This window comes from Lacticaseibacillus baoqingensis, from assembly GCF_003946165.1.
GTDB lineage: Bacteria > Bacillota > Bacilli > Lactobacillales > Lactobacillaceae > Lacticaseibacillus > Lacticaseibacillus baoqingensis.
This window is the reverse complement of the sequence record NZ_RHOI01000015.1, coordinates 25,241-41,178: the sequence shown is the minus strand read 5'-3', so window position 1 is coordinate 41,178 and position 15,938 is coordinate 25,241. Positions and strand designations below refer to the sequence as shown.

The window sequence follows — 15,938 nt, the reverse complement described above, 5'->3', positions numbered from 1 at the left end:
TTAGTGAATGGATAAGCAACGAATTGAAAATGCCGTCAAAGAGCTTTTAGCAGCCGTCGGTGAAGACGTCGACCGCCCTGGTTTAGTCGAAACGCCAGAGCGTGTGGCGCGGATGTATGCTGAGGTTTTTGGTTCCTTGGATCAGCCGGAAGCATTTCAAGATTATAAGGTGTTTCCGGTGACAGTCGACCCTGGATTGGTGATGGTGCAGCAGATCCCGTTTTATTCGATGTGTGAACACCATCTCTTACCATTTTTTGGTCATGTGACGATCGGCTATTTGCCTAGTGATAAAAAAATCATCGGCTTAAGCAAGTTAGGGCGGCTGGTGGATTTTGTCGCGCGGCGGCCGAATGTTCAAGAGGCCATGACCAGCCGCATTGTTGGCGAATTGCAGCGGATCTTGCATCCGCAAGGGATCGCAGTGTCTGTGGTGGCACGGCATATGTGCATGGAAATGCGCGGGATCAACCGTGGGGACTTATTCACGTATACGTCTCGCTATACTGGCGTGTTTGAGACTGACTTAGCCATGCGCCGGGAGTTTCAAGAGGAGGCGCGGCGCAGTGACGGCAATTGCTGAACGGTATGCGGAGTTAAGGCAGCAAATGGATCAGCGCATGCTGGCCGCTGATCCTAAGCGCGTGGTGTTGTTAGGCCAAGCGCTTGAGCAGCTGGGGCGCCCAGAACAGCACTATCAAGTGCTGCACATCGCCGGCACCAATGGCAAAGGCTCGACAGGGGCGTTTATCGCTCAAGCCTTGCGCAACGCCGGGTATCATGTGGGTCACTTTGCCAGCCCGGCGATCGGCAGCGACTTGCAGCAAACCCAATTAGACGGCAGCGCGATCACCGCCACCGCTTATGTGGCGCTGCTGGAAGCGACCATGGCGCGCTTGCAGCTGCCGATCGCGGCGTTTAGTGCCTTTGAATGGGATGTGTTGGTGACCTTGCAGTGGTACGCGCTCCAAGGCGCGCAATGGGTGGTGCTGGAAGCGGGTTTAGGCGGCGCGACGGATGCGACTAATGCCATTTTGCCGCCAAAAGCGGCGATCTTCACGCATATCGCGCTGGATCATATGGCGATCTTAGGGCCGACGGTGGCGGCCATTGCGCACAACAAAGCCCAGATCATCAAGCCAAACACCACCGTGTTTATCGCCCCGCATCAAGCGCCAGCGGCTAAAGCGGCGTTATTGGCGCAAGCGGCCAAATACGCCGCACCGGTGATCGATGCCAGCACCTTGACGCTGACGCCGATTCGCTACAGCTTGAGTGAAACCCGCGCAGTGTTGGCTGATGGGACTTTGGTGCGGGTGAAAATGTTAGGCGGTTATCAGCTGGATAATGCGCGCACGGCTTTGGCGGTTGGCGATTGGCTGATCCAACAAGGTGTTTTAGCGGATCGCCGACCTTTGTTGGCCGCTTTAGCAACGGTGCAGCTGCCTGGGCGCTTGCAAGCGTATGGCGAAGATCCTTGGGTGTTTTTAGATGCCGGCCACAATCCGGATGCCTTCCCACAAGTGGTGCAAACCTTGCGCGGACTCTTGCCCAAAGGCGGGCGGCTTTTGGTAGTGGCGGGGTTCTTGGCGGATAAAGACACCACCACATTAGCCGCGGAGTTGGCTAGTGTGGATGCGGTATGGGTGACCACGCCGACGCATCCGACCCGCGCGCTGCCTGGGGCCAAGCTGCAACAAGCCGTCCCTAACAGTATCTTAGCTGCCGATGTGCACGCTGGTTTGGCGGCGGCTGAAGCCCAAGCGCGGGCTAATGATGTGATTTTAGTCGCCGGGTCATTTTATTTGATTGGAGAACTGTTATGACGCAGTTTATCATGGCGACGCATAATGCCGGGAAATTAGCAGAAGTCAAAGCGATCTTGGCCAGTTATGGCCATGAGGTGATCGGCTTTGGCAAAGACCTGCCGCCAGAAGGGGATGACTTGGCGCAAAATGCGTTGGTCAAAGCCCAAACCGTGCACGCCGCTGATCCCAAAGCCTGGGTGATCGGCGATGATTCCGGTTTGTGGCTGGCGGCGTATCCCAAGCGCTTAGGCGTACACACCGCGCGGCAATTGCCGCGCACCGGCACGAATGCGGCAGTGTTGGCGATGCTTGAGCCAAGTGATTCCCGCCAAGCGACGCTGGTCAGTACCATGGTGCTGCTGGCGCCAAGCGGCTCTTGGCAAGTGGCGACCAGCCGGCTTGAAGCTACCGTGGCAATTGCTGCCAGCGGCGCAGATGGCACCGGCTTTGATCAGATCTTGATTCCCCAAGGTGCAGGGGTCACATTGGCAGCATTGCCATTAGTGTTGCGGCAGCGGTATTTGCCGCGCCAGCAAGCCTTGGCAGAGTTATTACGCTAGGAGGAGCATATGCAAATTACAGAAGTTTCGACCATCACTGGCAACGACCTCGGGGCGCAAGTGCTGCGGGCAGCCCAAAAGCGCGGTCGGCAAGTGATCTTGCAGTTTGCGGTGACGGCAGCGCAGCGGCCTTTTTTTGAGCGGCTGTGCGGCCAATTTGATCTGGTTGCGGCTGATCAATTAGCCTTAGTCCCACAAGCGGCCTTGGCGCCACTAGCGCAAGCCTTGCAGGCACAATTTCCCGCTGCTGCCGCTGAGGTAACCGCGATCGCCGCGGCCCATCGGGTCTTGTGGCAAACCGCCAGGCAAACGTTTGATGTGTCTGCTCAGCCGCTGATCTATGGCATTTTGAATGTCTCGCCTGATTCGTTTTACGATGGCGGGCGGTTTGTGGCGCCGGCAGATATGCAAGCACATGTCCGCCAAATGGTCGAATCCGGTGTAGACGTGATCGAAGTCGGCGGCCAAACCACCCGGCCTGGGTTCACCCCGATTGCTGCGGCAGTAGAATGCGAGCGCATTTTGCCGGTGATCGCCTGGCTGCAAGCTGCTTATCCGGACTTGCCGCTGGCAGTCGATACTTATAAGTATCCGGTGATGCAAGCCGTTGTGGATGCCGGCGTTGACATCATCAACGACGTTAACGGCTTCACCGATGATCCGCGCAAGCTGTCCTTATTGGCGGATCATCAAGTCGGGCTGTTGACGATGCATAGCAATCGCGACAGCGAGTATCTGGATCTGACCAAGGAAATGCGCGGCTTTTTCACGAAAAACTTAGCGGCGTTAGCCCAAGCTGGGATCGCGCGCGAGCGCATCGCGTTAGATCAAGGCATCGGCTATGCTAAAGTCGCCGATGGGCATCAAGATTATACGATGATGCGCAATCTGGACATGCTTAATGACTTTAACCGTCCCTTGATGGTGGCGATTTCGCGCAAAGGCTTCGGGCATCAGTTATTCGGGTTGAAAAAAGACGACCGCCTGCCGGTGACTTTAGTTGCCGAAACCGCGATGTTTCTTAAAGGCGGCAATATTTTACGCGTGCATGATATTGCTGAAACGGTCCAGCTGCGCAAAATGCTGCAGGTGATCCAACAAGCCTATTGGGCCCCGCAAGCGCCAGAGAATTGACACAAAGACGCCTTGGCACCGCGATTTTAACTCGCGGCGCCAAGGCGTCTTTGTGATGGCGGTGGCTGCTTCTTATTGATTTTTAATGCTCGTCTTCTTGAGTTATAATAACGACAGACTCCATTTTGAGGTGAGAACATGGAACAATGGGACATTTATGACATTAACAAGCAACCGACTGGCCGCACGATGGCCCGCAATGACTGGCAAATGCAGCCAGGGGATTATCATTTGACGGTTTTGGCGATCTTGCAAAATACCGCTGGGCGTTACTTGATCACCCAGCGGCAGCTCGACAAAGATTGGGCTGCCGGCTGGTGGGAAGTGACCGGCGGCGGGGTGCGTGCCGGCGAAGATTCGCTTAAAGCCGTCCATCGCGAGATCCAAGAAGAAACCGGCTTGGATATTACCAATGCCTCTGGGGGCTATCAATATACGTATCGCCGAGACAATCCTGAAGAACAAAACAATTATTTCGTGGATGTGTTTCGCTACACCTTAGACTTCACACTGGAGCAAGTCCATGCCCAAGCTAGTGAGATCACCAACAAACGCATGGCCACGGCCGAAGAGATCCAAGCGATCGCGGCGCAAGGGAAATTTTTGCATTATGACAGCATTCGGCAACTGTTAGAACAAGGCTAAGCCAGGCGGCGGCAACGCCGCTTTTTGTTTACCAACAATCTGGATAATTAAGTTGCACATGCAACCATAATGCGTATAATAGACTTATCCCACCAGCTTGCCTAACAACTCATTGAGCTGCCGGCGCTCAGCTTGGCTCAAGCCGTCAAGCGACTGTGCGACATATAAACGCTCCAGTTCATGCAAGGCGGCTTGGTGGCTTTGGGCCAAGGCGGTAGGGGCAAGATGTTTGCTGCGGCGGTTGTCTGAAGCTGCAAAGCGCGTGATGTAGCCTTGTTTTTCTAAGCGCGCTAAGCCGCGGCTGACGGTGGTTTTGTCTACTCGAACCAGGGTACATAATTGCGTTTGCGTGATCTGTGGGTGTTCTAAGATGCGCATCAAGTAGATGAATGTTTTGTCATCAAGCCCATAGATCTTGACGAGCTTGCTGACGCTGGTTTCTGCTTGACGGGCGATTGTACCCAAGCGCCGAAAAAGTTGAACATCGGACATGACGATCCCTCCTCACTATCGTTGCACTATCAACTATAACAGAATAAGAGGCAAAAGTATGTGGCAAATTAAACGGATGACAGAATTGACCCCAGACGAGTTTTACGCGGTGATGAAGCTGCGCGTGGATACCTTTGTGGTGGAGCAAAAGCGCATCTACCCCGAAGTCGATGCAAACGATCGCCAAGCGTATCATATTTTCACCCAAGACGACACCGGCGCTGTTTTGGCCTATGCCCGCGCATTTACTGAAGCCGACGGGACGGTGACGTTTGGTCGCGTGGTGGTGGCCAAAGACCATCGCGGCCAAGAGTTAGGCGCCCAATTGTTGGATCAGATCTTAAGCTGCTGCCAAGCACATTGGCCAAATCAGCCGATCGTGATCGAAGCCCAGCAACAAGTGGTCGGCTTTTATCAACGCCGCGGATTCAAGGCAGAAGGCGCGCCGTTTCTCTTTAACTCCACGCCGCATGTGCGCATGCGGCGGGCGGCCTAAACCTGAGCGCAAAAAAAGCGAGCAATTTGCCCGCTTTTTTTATTTGCGCTTAAGCACATTGTGCCAAGAAGTTTTTCAACAGCTGAGCGCCGACTGCCGGATCCGTCATGATCGACTCCGGGTGAAATTGGACGCCGTAAACGCGCTCGGCGTCATTTTCCACTGCCATGATGCTGCCGTCATCAGCCACTGCAGACAAGGTCAGCTCTGCCGGGGTCTTGGCGACCACTAAGCTGTGGTAGCGCGCAGCGGCAAATTTGGGCGGGCAATCGGCAAACAAGGCGCCAGTTTGCAAGTTGGTGATCGTCGAGGTTTTGCCATGCATCAACGTCTTGGCCAACACGACCTTGCCGCCATACGCTTGGGCGATCGCTTGCTCGCCTAAGCATACGCCTAAAATCGGCACTTGCCCGCGCAAGGCTTGGATCATTGCCGGCATGTTGCCGGCGGCTTCTGGCCGGCCGGGGCCAGGGGAGAAGACCACGCCGCTGGGGGCTTTGGCGCGCAATTCTGCAGCGGTGAGGTCATCGTTGTGGCACACTTGGATCGGGAGTTGAGTCAACGTGCCCATGAGCTGGTACAAATTGTAGGTGAAACTATCATAGTTATCAATGAGATAGATCATCGCTGTGCCTCCAATGCATTTTTCACGCCTGAGATCTTGTTGTTGAATTCTTTATATTCCAGCCGCGGCTGGCTATCGGCCACGATGCCGGCGCCTGATTGCAGCAGCAAGTGGGGCCCTTGGCGGAAGCATAAGCGAATGCCAATGGCAAAATCCAAGTCGCCGTTGAAATCGAAATACCCCAGTGCGCCACCGTATAAGCCGCGTTTAGTCGGCTCCAGTTCATCGATCAAACTCATCGCCCGCTGCTTGGGCGCGCCGCTTAACGTACCGGCAGGCAACAGCGAATCGATGATCGCCATGGCGGTGGCATCTGGGCGGGCGGTACTTTCCACCACGGAACCTAAGTGCATCACATTGGCAAATTTCAACAAGGCGCGGGTGCGGGTGACGGCGACACTGCCGAAAGTGCTGACGGCGCCGAGATCATTGCGGCCAAGATCGATCAACATGTTATGCTCTGACAGTTCTTTTTCGGAATGCTGCAGTTCATCTGCTAATGCTTGATCTTCTGCTGCAGTGCGGCCGCGGCGGCGGGTGCCGGCCAGCGGATAGGTGAACAAGCGATCGCCGTTGCGTTTGATCAGCGTTTCCGGCGAGGCGCCTAGCGCTTCATAGGCGCCATGTTGGAAGTAAAACTGATATGGCGTAGGGTTGGCGGCAAACAAGCTGGATGCGCGGCTGCGCAAGTCGCCAGTGATCGTGGCGTGTTGCTGATTGGCCATAATCAATTGAAAAATATCGCCGGCGACGATGTGCGCTTGCGCTTGGCGCACGCGCTGTTCAAACGTGGCTTCGTCATACGTCATGCTTAAGGGGCTGGTGAACGTCAAGGGCTTTGGCCGCATCACCGCGGCGCCATTGGTGATCTGCTCACGTAATGTTGCCAGGTCCGCTTGCACGCTGGCATAGCTTTTGGCAGTCAAGTCCTTGCTGGGTAAGATATGGCTCAAGGTGACGCGGTGCAAGTCGCGCTCATAGGCGATCACCGTCGGCACCATGAACAAATCGGCGTCAGGCAGCTGATAGGGATCCGCGGCGGTCAATTCCAGGTGCTGCTTGGCGTATTGCGCGTATTCGTAGCTGAAATAGCCAGCAATGCCGCCAGTAAACACCGGCAGACTGGCCAAGCGCGGGGTGCGATGCGCCGCCAGCAAGGCATCGATCACAGGGGCCAGCGGCGTGGTGGTCGTGGTGGTAGTGCCAGCGCTTTGCGTGGTCAATTGACCGGCGCGATAGGTGTAACTGGCGGTGATCGCCGCGGCGATCAAGGTCGTGCCGGCATCGGCGGACCGCAGCAAGACGGCTTGTTGGCCTTGGTTTTGCAGCCGATTGAGCACGGCCAGTGAATCAAAATCGGCTTGCGGGTATTGCAGCGTGATCGGCACTGCGGGGTAAGTCTTGGCAAGGGGGATCAGAGTTTCATATGACATAGTAGCACTGCTATATAAAATGTGGAAGAATGTCTAATGACACTAGTAAAGGATTATATATTTCCTTTCTTAGTTGTACATTCAGTATTTTATTCGGTCCCGTCAACACCAGTATTCTTACGTCGGTAGTCACCTTGCAACATTGACTGGCTCTTGAACCTTTAGGACATAGCCTGCCCTTGAGCATATTGAATCAAGTTCTGTACGGCATTCTCGTCACGCTCTAGTTGAGCACCACAGCCGTAACAATGAAACTCGTGATGTTTCGTGCCGTGAAAGACATTACCTGCTAAGCTCAGTTTATCGTCACCGGTTTTCACCAACCCACACTGGCTGCACCGCTGCGTGCTAGGGTAGAACCGATTGACCATAACCAGTTGCCGACCATACCACTGCGCTTTGTCCTTCATCAGCATCCTGAAACGTCCAAACAACGAGCGATGTAAGTTCTTCGCCAGTCGCTTGTTCATCTTCATATGCTTAACGTCCAAGTCCTCGATGGCAAGCGTACCGTTGGTCTTCACCAGCATCGTCGTAAACTTTTGCAAGAGGTCACTTTGAATTCGCGTCACTTTCTGATAGGTCCGCTGCAACTTGGTTTTCGTTGCGCGGTAATTGTTAGATTCAAAGTGCTTGGGATTCACCTGACGTTTGCGAGCCAGCCGCCGCTGGTACAAGGACACGCGGTGATACAAACTGACCAGTTGCTCAGTCAATACGCGGACTGCAGAAATTGCCTCACCATCGTTATAAACGTATTTGCCAACGTTGGCATCAACGCCACATACGTGTTGGCTTGCCGGTAATGGCTCGGGTTTGGCCACATCGATGCTTAGGCAAGCATAATAACCATCAGCTTCTTTGACGATAGCAGCGAGTTTAATAGTCCCTTGCCAACGCGGCGTTTCGGCCAATCGGATATCATACCAACGGTCAAGATAGCCCTGCGGTTTATCCAACCGCAACTTATCATTAACGACCATCGCTCTGTCGGTCTTGAATCCGTAGCGACTGCGCTTCTTCGACTTAAACCGCGGCTTGCGATGTTCTGGCATCTCAGGGTTGAAGAAATTCGCCCAAGCTTGAGCTAAATCGTGTACTGCTAATTGCAAGATCCGCGCCGAACGACTGTATTGCCAGTCTGCTTTGTTGTTAACTAACTCATTGCGGACTTGACGTTCGTTCGGCCGCGCCGTCTTATCTGCCAAAACGAGTGACGCGTCGTACATCTCATTCCACGTGGCAAGCGCCTGATTGTAACAATAGCGGCGATAATCGCATGCTTGCTCCAATACGCGGCGCATCGTCGCGTTCGGGTAGCACCGGATCTTGTGCGTTCTCAACATGTTTTCACCTCCAACTTGCTTATGGATATCATAGCAAATTAAGATAAGGAGGCCCTGTAAAGACATGATGAAAACCGTCATCATCTGTCCATGCATCAGTCAGCGTTTTTTCACGAGTTTATCATTTCGCAGCACTTGGTCATTCTGCCTTCCACTTGATTACCGCAGAACGACTAATTACTACAAATTAACATAGTATTCTACGTTATTGATTACTGTTAATAACCTCCTTTTTTGGCATAGAAAAAGTCCGCCCTAAACATGTGTTAAGGACGGACGATATCCGCGGTGCCACCTCAATTCGTGCATTTGCACGCGCTTAGCCGACGTCAAACAACGTCGCGGGAACTGACGTATCCCAACACGTCGGCCCATACTCATTGACAAGTCAACTTTCAAGGCCGCCCTTGGTGGTCCATTTGATCGTGTGCATACGGTCACATTCTCAACGATAGCGACTCTCTGTGCGCGCGGCACGACCCATTCTCCACCTCAACGGTTTATGAGCGAACGATTAATTTAAGCTGATTATAAACTAAGGAGCGGATTTGTCAACCTCAGCGGGTTCTCATTTGGTCGACGGATCTGCGCCGTTGCGTTTGCGCTTTGGTTTGGGGCTGGTCCTTGCTATAATAGAAGCTAGGAACTTACAGAAAGCGTAGGCACAATATGGATAAACAGGCATTATTGGACCGCCAAAAACACATCCGCAACTTTTCGATCGTGGCGCATATCGATCACGGCAAATCGACTTTGGCTGATCGGATCTTGGAATTGACCGATACCATCGCCAAGCGCGATATGCAAGCGCAGGTCCTAGACGACATGGCGTTGGAGCGGGAACGCGGGATCACCATCAAATTAAACGCCGTTGAGCTGCATTACCAAGCCAAAGACGGCGAAACGTATATTTTTCACTTGATCGACACCCCCGGGCATGTGGACTTCTCCTACGAAGTGTCCCGCAGCTTGGCGGCGTGTGAAGGGGCTTTGCTGCTGGTGGATGCGGCGCAAGGCGTAGAAGCGCAGACCTTGGCCAATGTTTACTTGGCTTTAGATGATGACTTGGAGATCATTCCGATCATCAACAAGATCGACTTGCCCAGTGCCCAACCGGATGTGGTCAAAGAAGAAATCGAAGAAATGATCGGCTTGGATGCTTCACAAGCCGTGTTGACCTCGGCCAAAACCGGGCTGGGGATCCCTGAGGTGTTAGAGCGCATCGTGTCTGATGTGCCCGCCCCAAGCGGGGACATCGATGCGCCGCTGGAAGCGCTGATCTTTGATTCCGTCTACGATTCCTATCGTGGCGTCGTGTTGGCGGTGCGGGTCAAAGAAGGCATGGTGCGTCCCGGCGACAAAATCGAATTGATGTCTAATGGCAAGCAATTTGAAGTCACTGAAGTCGGGGTGATGTCGCCAAAAGCGGTGCAGCGCGATTACTTGATGGTCGGGGATGTCGGCTACATCACGGCCAGCATCAAAACGATCCAAGATACCCGCGTCGGCGATACCGTGACCTTAGCCGACAACCCGGCAGCCAAAGCCCTCGACGGCTTCCGCAAGATCACGCCGATGGTGTACTCCGGGTTGTTTCCAGTCGACAACGCCAAGTTCAATGACTTGCGCGAAGCCTTAGAAAAACTGCAGCTCAATGATGCCGCTTTAGAGTTTGAACCGGAAACCTCGCAGGCGTTAGGGTTTGGCTTCCGTTGCGGGTTTTTAGGGTTGTTGCACATGGATGTGGTGCAAGAGCGGCTTGAGCGGGAGTTCAACTTAGATCTGATCATGACGGCGCCATCGGTTGATTATCAAGTCGATAAAACCGACGGCACCAGCATCACGATCGATAACCCGTCAGAGCTGCCAGAAGCCAGCGAGATCAAAGAGATCCGCGAACCTTTTGTCAAAGCCAGCATCATGGTGCCTAACGATTATGTCGGCCCCGTGATGGAAATCGCCCAACGCAAGCGCGGCGAGTTTGTCACCATGGATTATTTGGACAAATATCGCGTCAACGTGATCTACAACCTGCCGCTGTCAGAGATCATTTATGACTTTTTTGACGACTTGAAGTCTTCGACTAAAGGCTATGCCAGCTTGGATTATGAGATCACCGGCTATCGGGCCAGCGATTTGGTCAAAATGGACATCTTGCTTAACGGGGATGCCGTCGATGCGCTTAGCTCCATCGTCCACAAAGACTTCGCCTTTGAACGCGGCAAGGCGATCGTGGCGAAGCTTAAAGAAACCATTCCCCGGCAACAATTCGAAGTGCCGATCCAAGCCGCCATTGGCAATAAGATCATCGCCCGTTCGACGGTCAAAGCCTACCGCAAAAACGTCTTGGCGAAATGTTACGGCGGGGATATCACCCGTAAACGCAAGCTGTTAGAAAAGCAAAAAGCCGGCAAGAAGCGCATGAAAGCCGTGGGCAGCGTCGAAGTGCCGCAAGAGGCGTTCATGAGCATTTTGAACATGAATAGCGAGGACACGAAGGGGAAATAGACAATTTCACCAGGTGCCATCATTTTTGACTGTTGGTACAGCTTGCGTAATTTATTGCTGTCCACCTGAACCATCGGCATGCTGCTGATTGGTAAAGGTGGACAGCTTTTTTTTCGTGTGAGCAAATGCTCACAGAGCTGAATCATAGGGCGTTGCCGATCATCAGTGATGCGTCATGGGAAAAAGCCTGGCCTGATGTCATTTTCTAAAATGTTTAAATAGTTGTTCCGCTGATCAAGGGGACGTGCTTTTCAGGTACTTATTGATCGAGGAATCTATCTAGACAGGGGCAGTCTTTTGCGGATCGATTATCGCAGTCACCATACGCCAGCCCGTATATTCCTATGCGCTGCCTATTTGAGCGCCAATGGATGTCAATAAAAAAACCCCCGGAATGGGGGTTTTTGATTAGTTCTGGTAGTCATCGGGTGCGACCCCTTCATCATTGATTTTATCCGCAATGACCGTCGGCACGGTGATTTTTGCGCCTAGGACCGATTCATACGAGCTTGTGCCCTCACTAGTCCCGTAAAAGGTAATTTTATCGCCTTCAAGCACCCGGCTGCCGCCTAATATATCTGGCTCAAAAGCAACTAACATCATGTTATCGTAGGTCCCATTGATCGCCACCCGAAGATCGGTTTCGTCATCGCCTTCTAAGACTTGGACCACTTGCCCTGTGAATGCAACCTTCTCGTACATAAACTGGTCTGGCGTGCGAGCCAACTGGTCAAAAGTGTAAGCCGTCGAATAGTCAGCGGCATCAAATGATGAGCTTGCAGATGAATCGTTAGACGGTGCGTCATCGCTTGACGATTGTTCACTCGAGGATTCTTCGCTTGAGTTATCGTCTGAATAACTATAGTCGTCAGTATCGTCTGAATAACCGTAGTCGTCAGTATCGTCTGAATAACTATAATCGTCGGTATCGTCTTCGACTGTCGCTGAAGAAGGTGAAGAGTTGCTCAGGAGATCTGGTGCAGATGCGTCGATCGTCCCACCAATCACAAACATTGCAAAGCCAACAACTATACTGACCACCCAGCGTTTTTTTGCCTGCTTTTTTGTTGCTGCAATGATGAGCAAGATCGTGCCAGCAACGATCGTAATTGCCCCAACAAGTGCTAAAATAACACCGAAGTTTTCCATATAAAGTTTCCTCCAAGTTAATCTTTATCGCGATCAAGTCTGGACACTTGCAATTTTTGAGCGAACACACAAGTTGCCTGTACTCAACATAATTTACCTAAATTGAATTCTTGACGTCAGTCAGATTTAGCTGCACCAGATGCGCTAAATTTTAATTCTCCCAACAAGCGACTTAGAAAGCTCATTTGATATCGTGCTATCGCCGAGATAGAAATAGGCGGTAAGTGATCATGATTTTTGTTGGTGGTCGGCTGCTCCTCAAAACTGAAAGCAATATCGTCATTTACAAAATCAGACTTAATTTGGCAACGTGTGAATGTTAGATTACGCAGGTTGCCCAAAGTACCCTGCGGATTTCAGTGTAGGGCCATTTTTTTATCGCGGCGCGACCGCATGTATTCATGATCGCAGTCACGATCTGTACCTAAACCACAGGATGGTTTTTCAGAAAATGCTTGGTTCGCGCCAAACCGCGGTGAACTCAAAATAGCCTCGTCACTGATCACAACTTGATCAGTGACGAGGCTATTTTCATGGTTATTTTAGCTTGGCCAAACCAAATCTACGCCAGCATCCTCGCAGATCTGAATGTAATTGCTTGCCGGTTGGGCATCCGTGATAATCGCGTCATAGTCGAGGTATCTGCCAGGCTTAAAAAAGTGCGTGGTATCAAATTTGGAGTGATCGACTAATAAAATATTCTTGCTGGCTTTTTTCATGACATTTTTCTTCATTTCGGCGGAGTTGAAATTGGCTTCGTAGATTCCGTCTGGATCGATGCCGCGCGCCGAAAAGAAGGCGACGTTGAAATTGAATGAATCAGTGATCGGATCGGAGAAGCTGGCGTTGACGGTACTGGAGTTGATCTTGATCTCACCGCCGTTTAAGTAGATCTTCACACTGCTGTTGCCGGAGCTGCTTAGTAATTGCGCATGTTGCAAGCCATTGGTGACGATGATCAAATTGGGGATCGCCGCCAAGAAGGGGATCATTTGATAAACGGTGCTGCTGGATTCTAAAAAGATGCACATCCCTGGATTGATAAAATCTCGGGCGAGTTCGCCGATCACCTTTTTTTGCGCCACATTCAAAGATGAACGGTAAATGTGGCTGTATTCGGTGTTGACGTTTTCCACGATGATCACGCCGCCGCGCAATCGTCGCACTAATCCTTGATCTTCCAGGCGGATCAGGATACGCCTGAGGGTGCTTAAGCTGCAATGAAGGGTTTGACAAAGCTGCGTATGCGTTGCCGTCTTGTGCTTATCCAGATAAGCCAAGAGCTCCATTTCCCTGATATTATCCATTGGTTTCCTCCAAAAATACACTCCGACGATAGTATAGCGCTTTCACAATTTTATTTGAACTGAAATGAACATTTTTGGTGAACGATCGTGACAACTTTTCAATAAATGCATCAAAGGTATTTTTTGAAAGTAAGCGCTTTATAATCATTGTTGTAATACAGCATAACAAATTAATACAGGAGGCCAAAACATGAGCACCAACGAAGAAGAGCTTAGAGCACTAATTTGTGACATCTGCAATAAGGTTTGGCAAAAAGGGTGGGTCGCCGCCAACGATGGCAACGTTTCAGTCAAAATCGATGACGACACCTTCTTGTGCACCCCGACTGGCATCAGCAAGAGCTTCATTACCCCAGATAAGCTGATCAAGATCAATGCAGCCGGGGAGATCTTGGAAAGCAACGGGGATTATCGCCCGTCCAGCGAGATCAAGATGCATCTGCGCTGCTATCAAGATCGTGATGATGTCGGCGCGGTACTCCACGCCCATCCGCCAGTAGCCACTGCGTTTGCATTAGCCCATTTGCCGCTGGACAGTTATTCCTTGATCGAAAGTGCCATCGTGATCGGTTCGATCCCTATTGCCTCATTTGGGATCCCATCCACGAATGAAGTGCCTGACAGCATCGCGCCATTTTTACCCGAACATGATGTCATTTTACTCGAAAACCATGGGGCTTTGGCCGTAGGGTCAGATCTGATCACCGCCTATTACCGCATGGAAACGCTCGAGCTGGTGGCCAATACCCAATATCATGCGCGGATGCTTTTGGGTGGGGAACAAGAAGCGGAGATCCCGCGCGAGACTTTGGAGAAACTCTTTGCCCTGCGGCCAAATTACGGCGTCACCGGCCGGCATCCGGGGTATAAGAAATACTGTTAAGCCACTGATGAGGAGGCCAGCAATGAAGAAAGTACTTGCATTTGATTTTGGTGCTTCTTCCGGTCGGGCCATGCTGGGGATATACGATCAAGGCGATTTGTCGCTTGAGGAGGTCCACCGGTTCAAAAACTATCCGCTAGAGCGCGACGGTCAGCTGTTTTGGGACATCGATTACTTATTCGGGGAAGTCAAAGTGGCGATCCAAAAAGCGCAGCAAACACATGTGTTAGACAGTATTGGGGTCGACACTTGGGGCGTTGATTTCGGGTTGATCGGCGACGACGGCCAGCTGCTGCAGCTGCCGCGCAGTTATCGTGATCCGTATACCGCCCAAGTCTTGCCAGCCGTGAGTCAGCATCTGGATTTGCAAACCTTGTATCAGCGCACCGGCAATCAACTGATGCCGATCAACACTTTGTTTCAACTATTCGCCACCCAGCAAGCCGCGCCTAAATTAGTCGCCCAAGCCCAAAAATTCTTGTTTATGCCAGATCTCTTCAATTACTTGCTGACTGGCAAACTGTTTGCGGAACGCAGCATCGCGTCAACGGCGCAAATGATCGATCCGCGTACCGGTGAGTGGGCAGCCGATATTTTAGCCCAGCTGGCGATCCCGCAAAAGCTGCTGCCGCCATTGGTCGACGCCCCGCATTTAGCTGGGGTGACCAAACCAGAGCTGGGCTTTGGGGCGATCAAAGTCATCAACGTGTGCGAACATGATACCGCCAGTGCCGTAGTCAGCGTCCCAAACAACCAGAACTTTTTATTCATTTCTTGTGGGACTTGGTCATTGATCGGCACAGAACTGCAGGCGCCAGTCATCACAGATCAAGCCTATCAATATAATTTGACTAACGAAACTGGGATCAATCGCACCACGCGCTTTTTGAAGAACTTAACGGGCTTGTGGATCATTCAAGAACTGCAGCGTAATTTAGCCGCAGCCAAGCGCGATTATTCATTTGGCGAACTGGCTGCCTTGGCCGATCAAGCGCCGGCATTCCAATGTTTGATCGATACGGATAATCCCTTGTTTACCGCCCCAGGGCCGATGATCCCGCGGATTCGCTATTTTGCCGAATTCACCGGTCAAACCCCGCCAACCACGGAAGGCGAGTTCGTCCGGTGCATTTATGAAAGCCTGGCGATGAAATACAAGCTGACTTACATGGAGATCTCAGCGGCAGTCAAAGGCGAATTTGATGCCATCAATATTGTCGGCGGCGGTTCGCAAGCAGCGATCTTGTGTCAAATGGTTGCTGATGCCGCCAACAGCCGCGTCATCGCCGGCCCTGTCGAAGCCACAGCACTGGGCAACATCGCGGTGCAGCTGCTGGCCCAAGGCGAATTCAAGGATCTTAAAGAGATCCGCGATTGGCTCAAGCGCTACAGCCATACGCAATATTATGTGCCAAACCAAGATTGCGAGGTATGGGATCGCGAGTTCTCCCGGTATCAAGCGATCTGTAAAACCGCAGGAGTCGACCACCTGGTGACAGCATATGCAAAAGAACCTCTGGTTTGAATCAAGTGCGACAGCGAAACCAACGCG

Annotated in this window: 15 protein-coding genes; 9 read left to right on the top strand and 6 right to left on the bottom strand. The window is 52.1% G+C overall.

Features of this window, described 5'->3' with window-relative positions; all coding sequences use genetic code 11:
• The first annotated feature begins 7 nt into the window (after window positions 1-7).
• The 5 genes from folE (at window position 8) to EKM91_RS07680 (ending at window position 4,147) form a co-directional block, all read left to right on the top strand.
• Window positions 8-583, top strand: coding sequence for a GTP cyclohydrolase I FolE (gene folE / locus EKM91_RS07700; RefSeq protein WP_125752252.1), 576 nt, complete (start codon window positions 8-10; stop codon window positions 581-583).
• Window positions 567-1,826: a bifunctional folylpolyglutamate synthase/dihydrofolate synthase gene (locus EKM91_RS07695; RefSeq protein ID WP_125752248.1), complete on the top strand. Its 1,260-nt coding sequence runs from the start codon at window positions 567-569 to the stop codon at window positions 1,824-1,826. The genes folE and EKM91_RS07695 overlap by 17 nt, the downstream gene beginning before the upstream one ends.
• Window positions 1,823-2,368, top strand: coding sequence for a non-canonical purine NTP pyrophosphatase (locus tag EKM91_RS07690; RefSeq protein ID WP_125752245.1), 546 nt, complete (start codon window positions 1,823-1,825; stop codon window positions 2,366-2,368). Before EKM91_RS07695 ends, EKM91_RS07690 begins: the two co-directional genes overlap by 4 nt.
• 9 nt (window positions 2,369-2,377) lie before the next feature.
• Window positions 2,378-3,502: a dihydropteroate synthase gene (folP, locus tag EKM91_RS07685; protein ID WP_125752242.1), complete on the top strand. Its 1,125-nt coding sequence runs from the start codon at window positions 2,378-2,380 to the stop codon at window positions 3,500-3,502.
• Between the two features lie 138 nt (window positions 3,503-3,640).
• The gene (locus tag EKM91_RS07680; protein ID WP_125752239.1) at window positions 3,641-4,147 is read left to right on the top strand and encodes an NUDIX hydrolase; all 507 of its coding nucleotides are present in this window, start codon (window positions 3,641-3,643) and stop codon (window positions 4,145-4,147) included.
• Window positions 4,148-4,231: 84 nt separating this feature from the next.
• On the opposite strand, the gene EKM91_RS07675 is transcribed toward EKM91_RS07680, so the two are convergent.
• Window positions 4,232-4,639, bottom strand: a complete 408-nt coding sequence (locus EKM91_RS07675) for a MarR family winged helix-turn-helix transcriptional regulator (RefSeq protein WP_125752236.1) — start codon at window positions 4,637-4,639, stop codon at window positions 4,232-4,234.
• A gap of 58 nt (window positions 4,640-4,697) precedes the next feature.
• On the opposite strand from EKM91_RS07675, the gene EKM91_RS07670 reads away from it, so the two are divergent.
• The gene (locus tag EKM91_RS07670; protein WP_125752234.1) at window positions 4,698-5,135 is read left to right on the top strand and encodes a GNAT family N-acetyltransferase; all 438 of its coding nucleotides are present in this window, start codon (window positions 4,698-4,700) and stop codon (window positions 5,133-5,135) included.
• Between the two features lie 49 nt (window positions 5,136-5,184).
• On the opposite strand, the gene EKM91_RS07665 is transcribed toward EKM91_RS07670, so the two are convergent.
• The 3 genes from EKM91_RS07665 to EKM91_RS07655 all read right to left on the bottom strand — a co-directional run bounded on the left by EKM91_RS07665 (window position 5,185) and on the right by EKM91_RS07655 (window position 8,539).
• Window positions 5,185-5,760 carry an anthranilate synthase component II gene (locus EKM91_RS07665; RefSeq protein WP_125752231.1) on the bottom strand — a complete coding sequence of 192 codons (576 nt, stop codon included), beginning with the start codon at window positions 5,758-5,760 and terminating at the stop codon, window positions 5,185-5,187.
• Window positions 5,757-7,193: an anthranilate synthase component I family protein gene (locus EKM91_RS07660; protein WP_125752228.1), complete on the bottom strand. Its 1,437-nt coding sequence runs from the start codon at window positions 7,191-7,193 to the stop codon at window positions 5,757-5,759. Before EKM91_RS07660 ends, EKM91_RS07665 begins: the two co-directional genes overlap by 4 nt.
• Before the next feature lie 161 nt (window positions 7,194-7,354).
• The gene (locus EKM91_RS07655) at window positions 7,355-8,539 is read right to left on the bottom strand and encodes an RNA-guided endonuclease InsQ/TnpB family protein (protein WP_125752225.1); all 1,185 of its coding nucleotides are present in this window, start codon (window positions 8,537-8,539) and stop codon (window positions 7,355-7,357) included.
• A gap of 669 nt (window positions 8,540-9,208) precedes the next feature.
• Here EKM91_RS07655 and lepA point away from each other — a divergent pair.
• The gene (gene lepA, locus EKM91_RS07650; protein WP_125752224.1) at window positions 9,209-11,047 is read left to right on the top strand and encodes a translation elongation factor 4; all 1,839 of its coding nucleotides are present in this window, start codon (window positions 9,209-9,211) and stop codon (window positions 11,045-11,047) included.
• 408 nt (window positions 11,048-11,455) lie between these two features.
• On the opposite strand, the gene EKM91_RS07645 is transcribed toward lepA, so the two are convergent.
• The gene (locus EKM91_RS07645; RefSeq protein WP_125752221.1) at window positions 11,456-12,196 is read right to left on the bottom strand and encodes a transcriptional regulator; all 741 of its coding nucleotides are present in this window, start codon (window positions 12,194-12,196) and stop codon (window positions 11,456-11,458) included.
• A gap of 542 nt (window positions 12,197-12,738) precedes the next feature.
• A complete protein-coding gene (locus EKM91_RS07640) occupies window positions 12,739-13,503 on the bottom strand; it encodes a DeoR/GlpR family DNA-binding transcription regulator (RefSeq protein WP_125752218.1) in 765 nt (254 codons plus the stop codon).
• Between the two features lie 190 nt (window positions 13,504-13,693).
• On the opposite strand from EKM91_RS07640, the gene EKM91_RS07635 reads away from it, so the two are divergent.
• Both EKM91_RS07635 and EKM91_RS07630 read left to right on the top strand, forming a co-directional pair.
• Window positions 13,694-14,386, top strand: coding sequence for a class II aldolase/adducin family protein (locus EKM91_RS07635; protein WP_125752214.1), 693 nt, complete (start codon window positions 13,694-13,696; stop codon window positions 14,384-14,386).
• A 22-nt stretch (window positions 14,387-14,408) separates the two neighbouring features.
• Window positions 14,409-15,911 carry a rhamnulokinase gene (locus EKM91_RS07630; protein ID WP_125752211.1) on the top strand — a complete coding sequence of 501 codons (1,503 nt, stop codon included), beginning with the start codon at window positions 14,409-14,411 and terminating at the stop codon, window positions 15,909-15,911.
• Window positions 15,912-15,938 lie beyond the last annotated feature (27 nt).

Excerpts from the sequence above, each read along its gene's own strand:
- folE (WP_125752252.1), top strand. The coding sequence starts at position 8 with ATGGATAAGCAACGAATTGAAAATGCCGTCAAAGAGCTTTTAGCAGCC.
- EKM91_RS07690 (WP_125752245.1), top strand. The coding sequence starts at position 1,823 with ATGACGCAGTTTATCATGGCGACGCATAATGCCGGGAAATTAGCAGAA.
- folP (WP_125752242.1), top strand. The coding sequence starts at position 2,378 with ATGCAAATTACAGAAGTTTCGACCATCACTGGCAACGACCTCGGGGCG.
- EKM91_RS07680 (WP_125752239.1), top strand. The coding sequence starts at position 3,641 with ATGGAACAATGGGACATTTATGACATTAACAAGCAACCGACTGGCCGC.
- EKM91_RS07675 (WP_125752236.1), bottom strand. The coding sequence starts at position 4,639 with ATGTCCGATGTTCAACTTTTTCGGCGCTTGGGTACAATCGCCCGTCAA.
- EKM91_RS07670 (WP_125752234.1), top strand. The coding sequence starts at position 4,698 with ATGTGGCAAATTAAACGGATGACAGAATTGACCCCAGACGAGTTTTAC.
- EKM91_RS07665 (WP_125752231.1), bottom strand. The coding sequence starts at position 5,760 with ATGATCTATCTCATTGATAACTATGATAGTTTCACCTACAATTTGTAC.
- EKM91_RS07660 (WP_125752228.1), bottom strand. The coding sequence starts at position 7,193 with ATGTCATATGAAACTCTGATCCCCCTTGCCAAGACTTACCCCGCAGTG.
- EKM91_RS07655 (WP_125752225.1), bottom strand. The coding sequence starts at position 8,539 with ATGTTGAGAACGCACAAGATCCGGTGCTACCCGAACGCGACGATGCGC.
- lepA (WP_125752224.1), top strand. The coding sequence starts at position 9,209 with ATGGATAAACAGGCATTATTGGACCGCCAAAAACACATCCGCAACTTT.
- EKM91_RS07645 (WP_125752221.1), bottom strand. The coding sequence starts at position 12,196 with ATGGAAAACTTCGGTGTTATTTTAGCACTTGTTGGGGCAATTACGATC.
- EKM91_RS07640 (WP_125752218.1), bottom strand. The coding sequence starts at position 13,503 with ATGGATAATATCAGGGAAATGGAGCTCTTGGCTTATCTGGATAAGCAC.
- EKM91_RS07635 (WP_125752214.1), top strand. The coding sequence starts at position 13,694 with ATGAGCACCAACGAAGAAGAGCTTAGAGCACTAATTTGTGACATCTGC.
- EKM91_RS07630 (WP_125752211.1), top strand. The coding sequence starts at position 14,409 with ATGAAGAAAGTACTTGCATTTGATTTTGGTGCTTCTTCCGGTCGGGCC.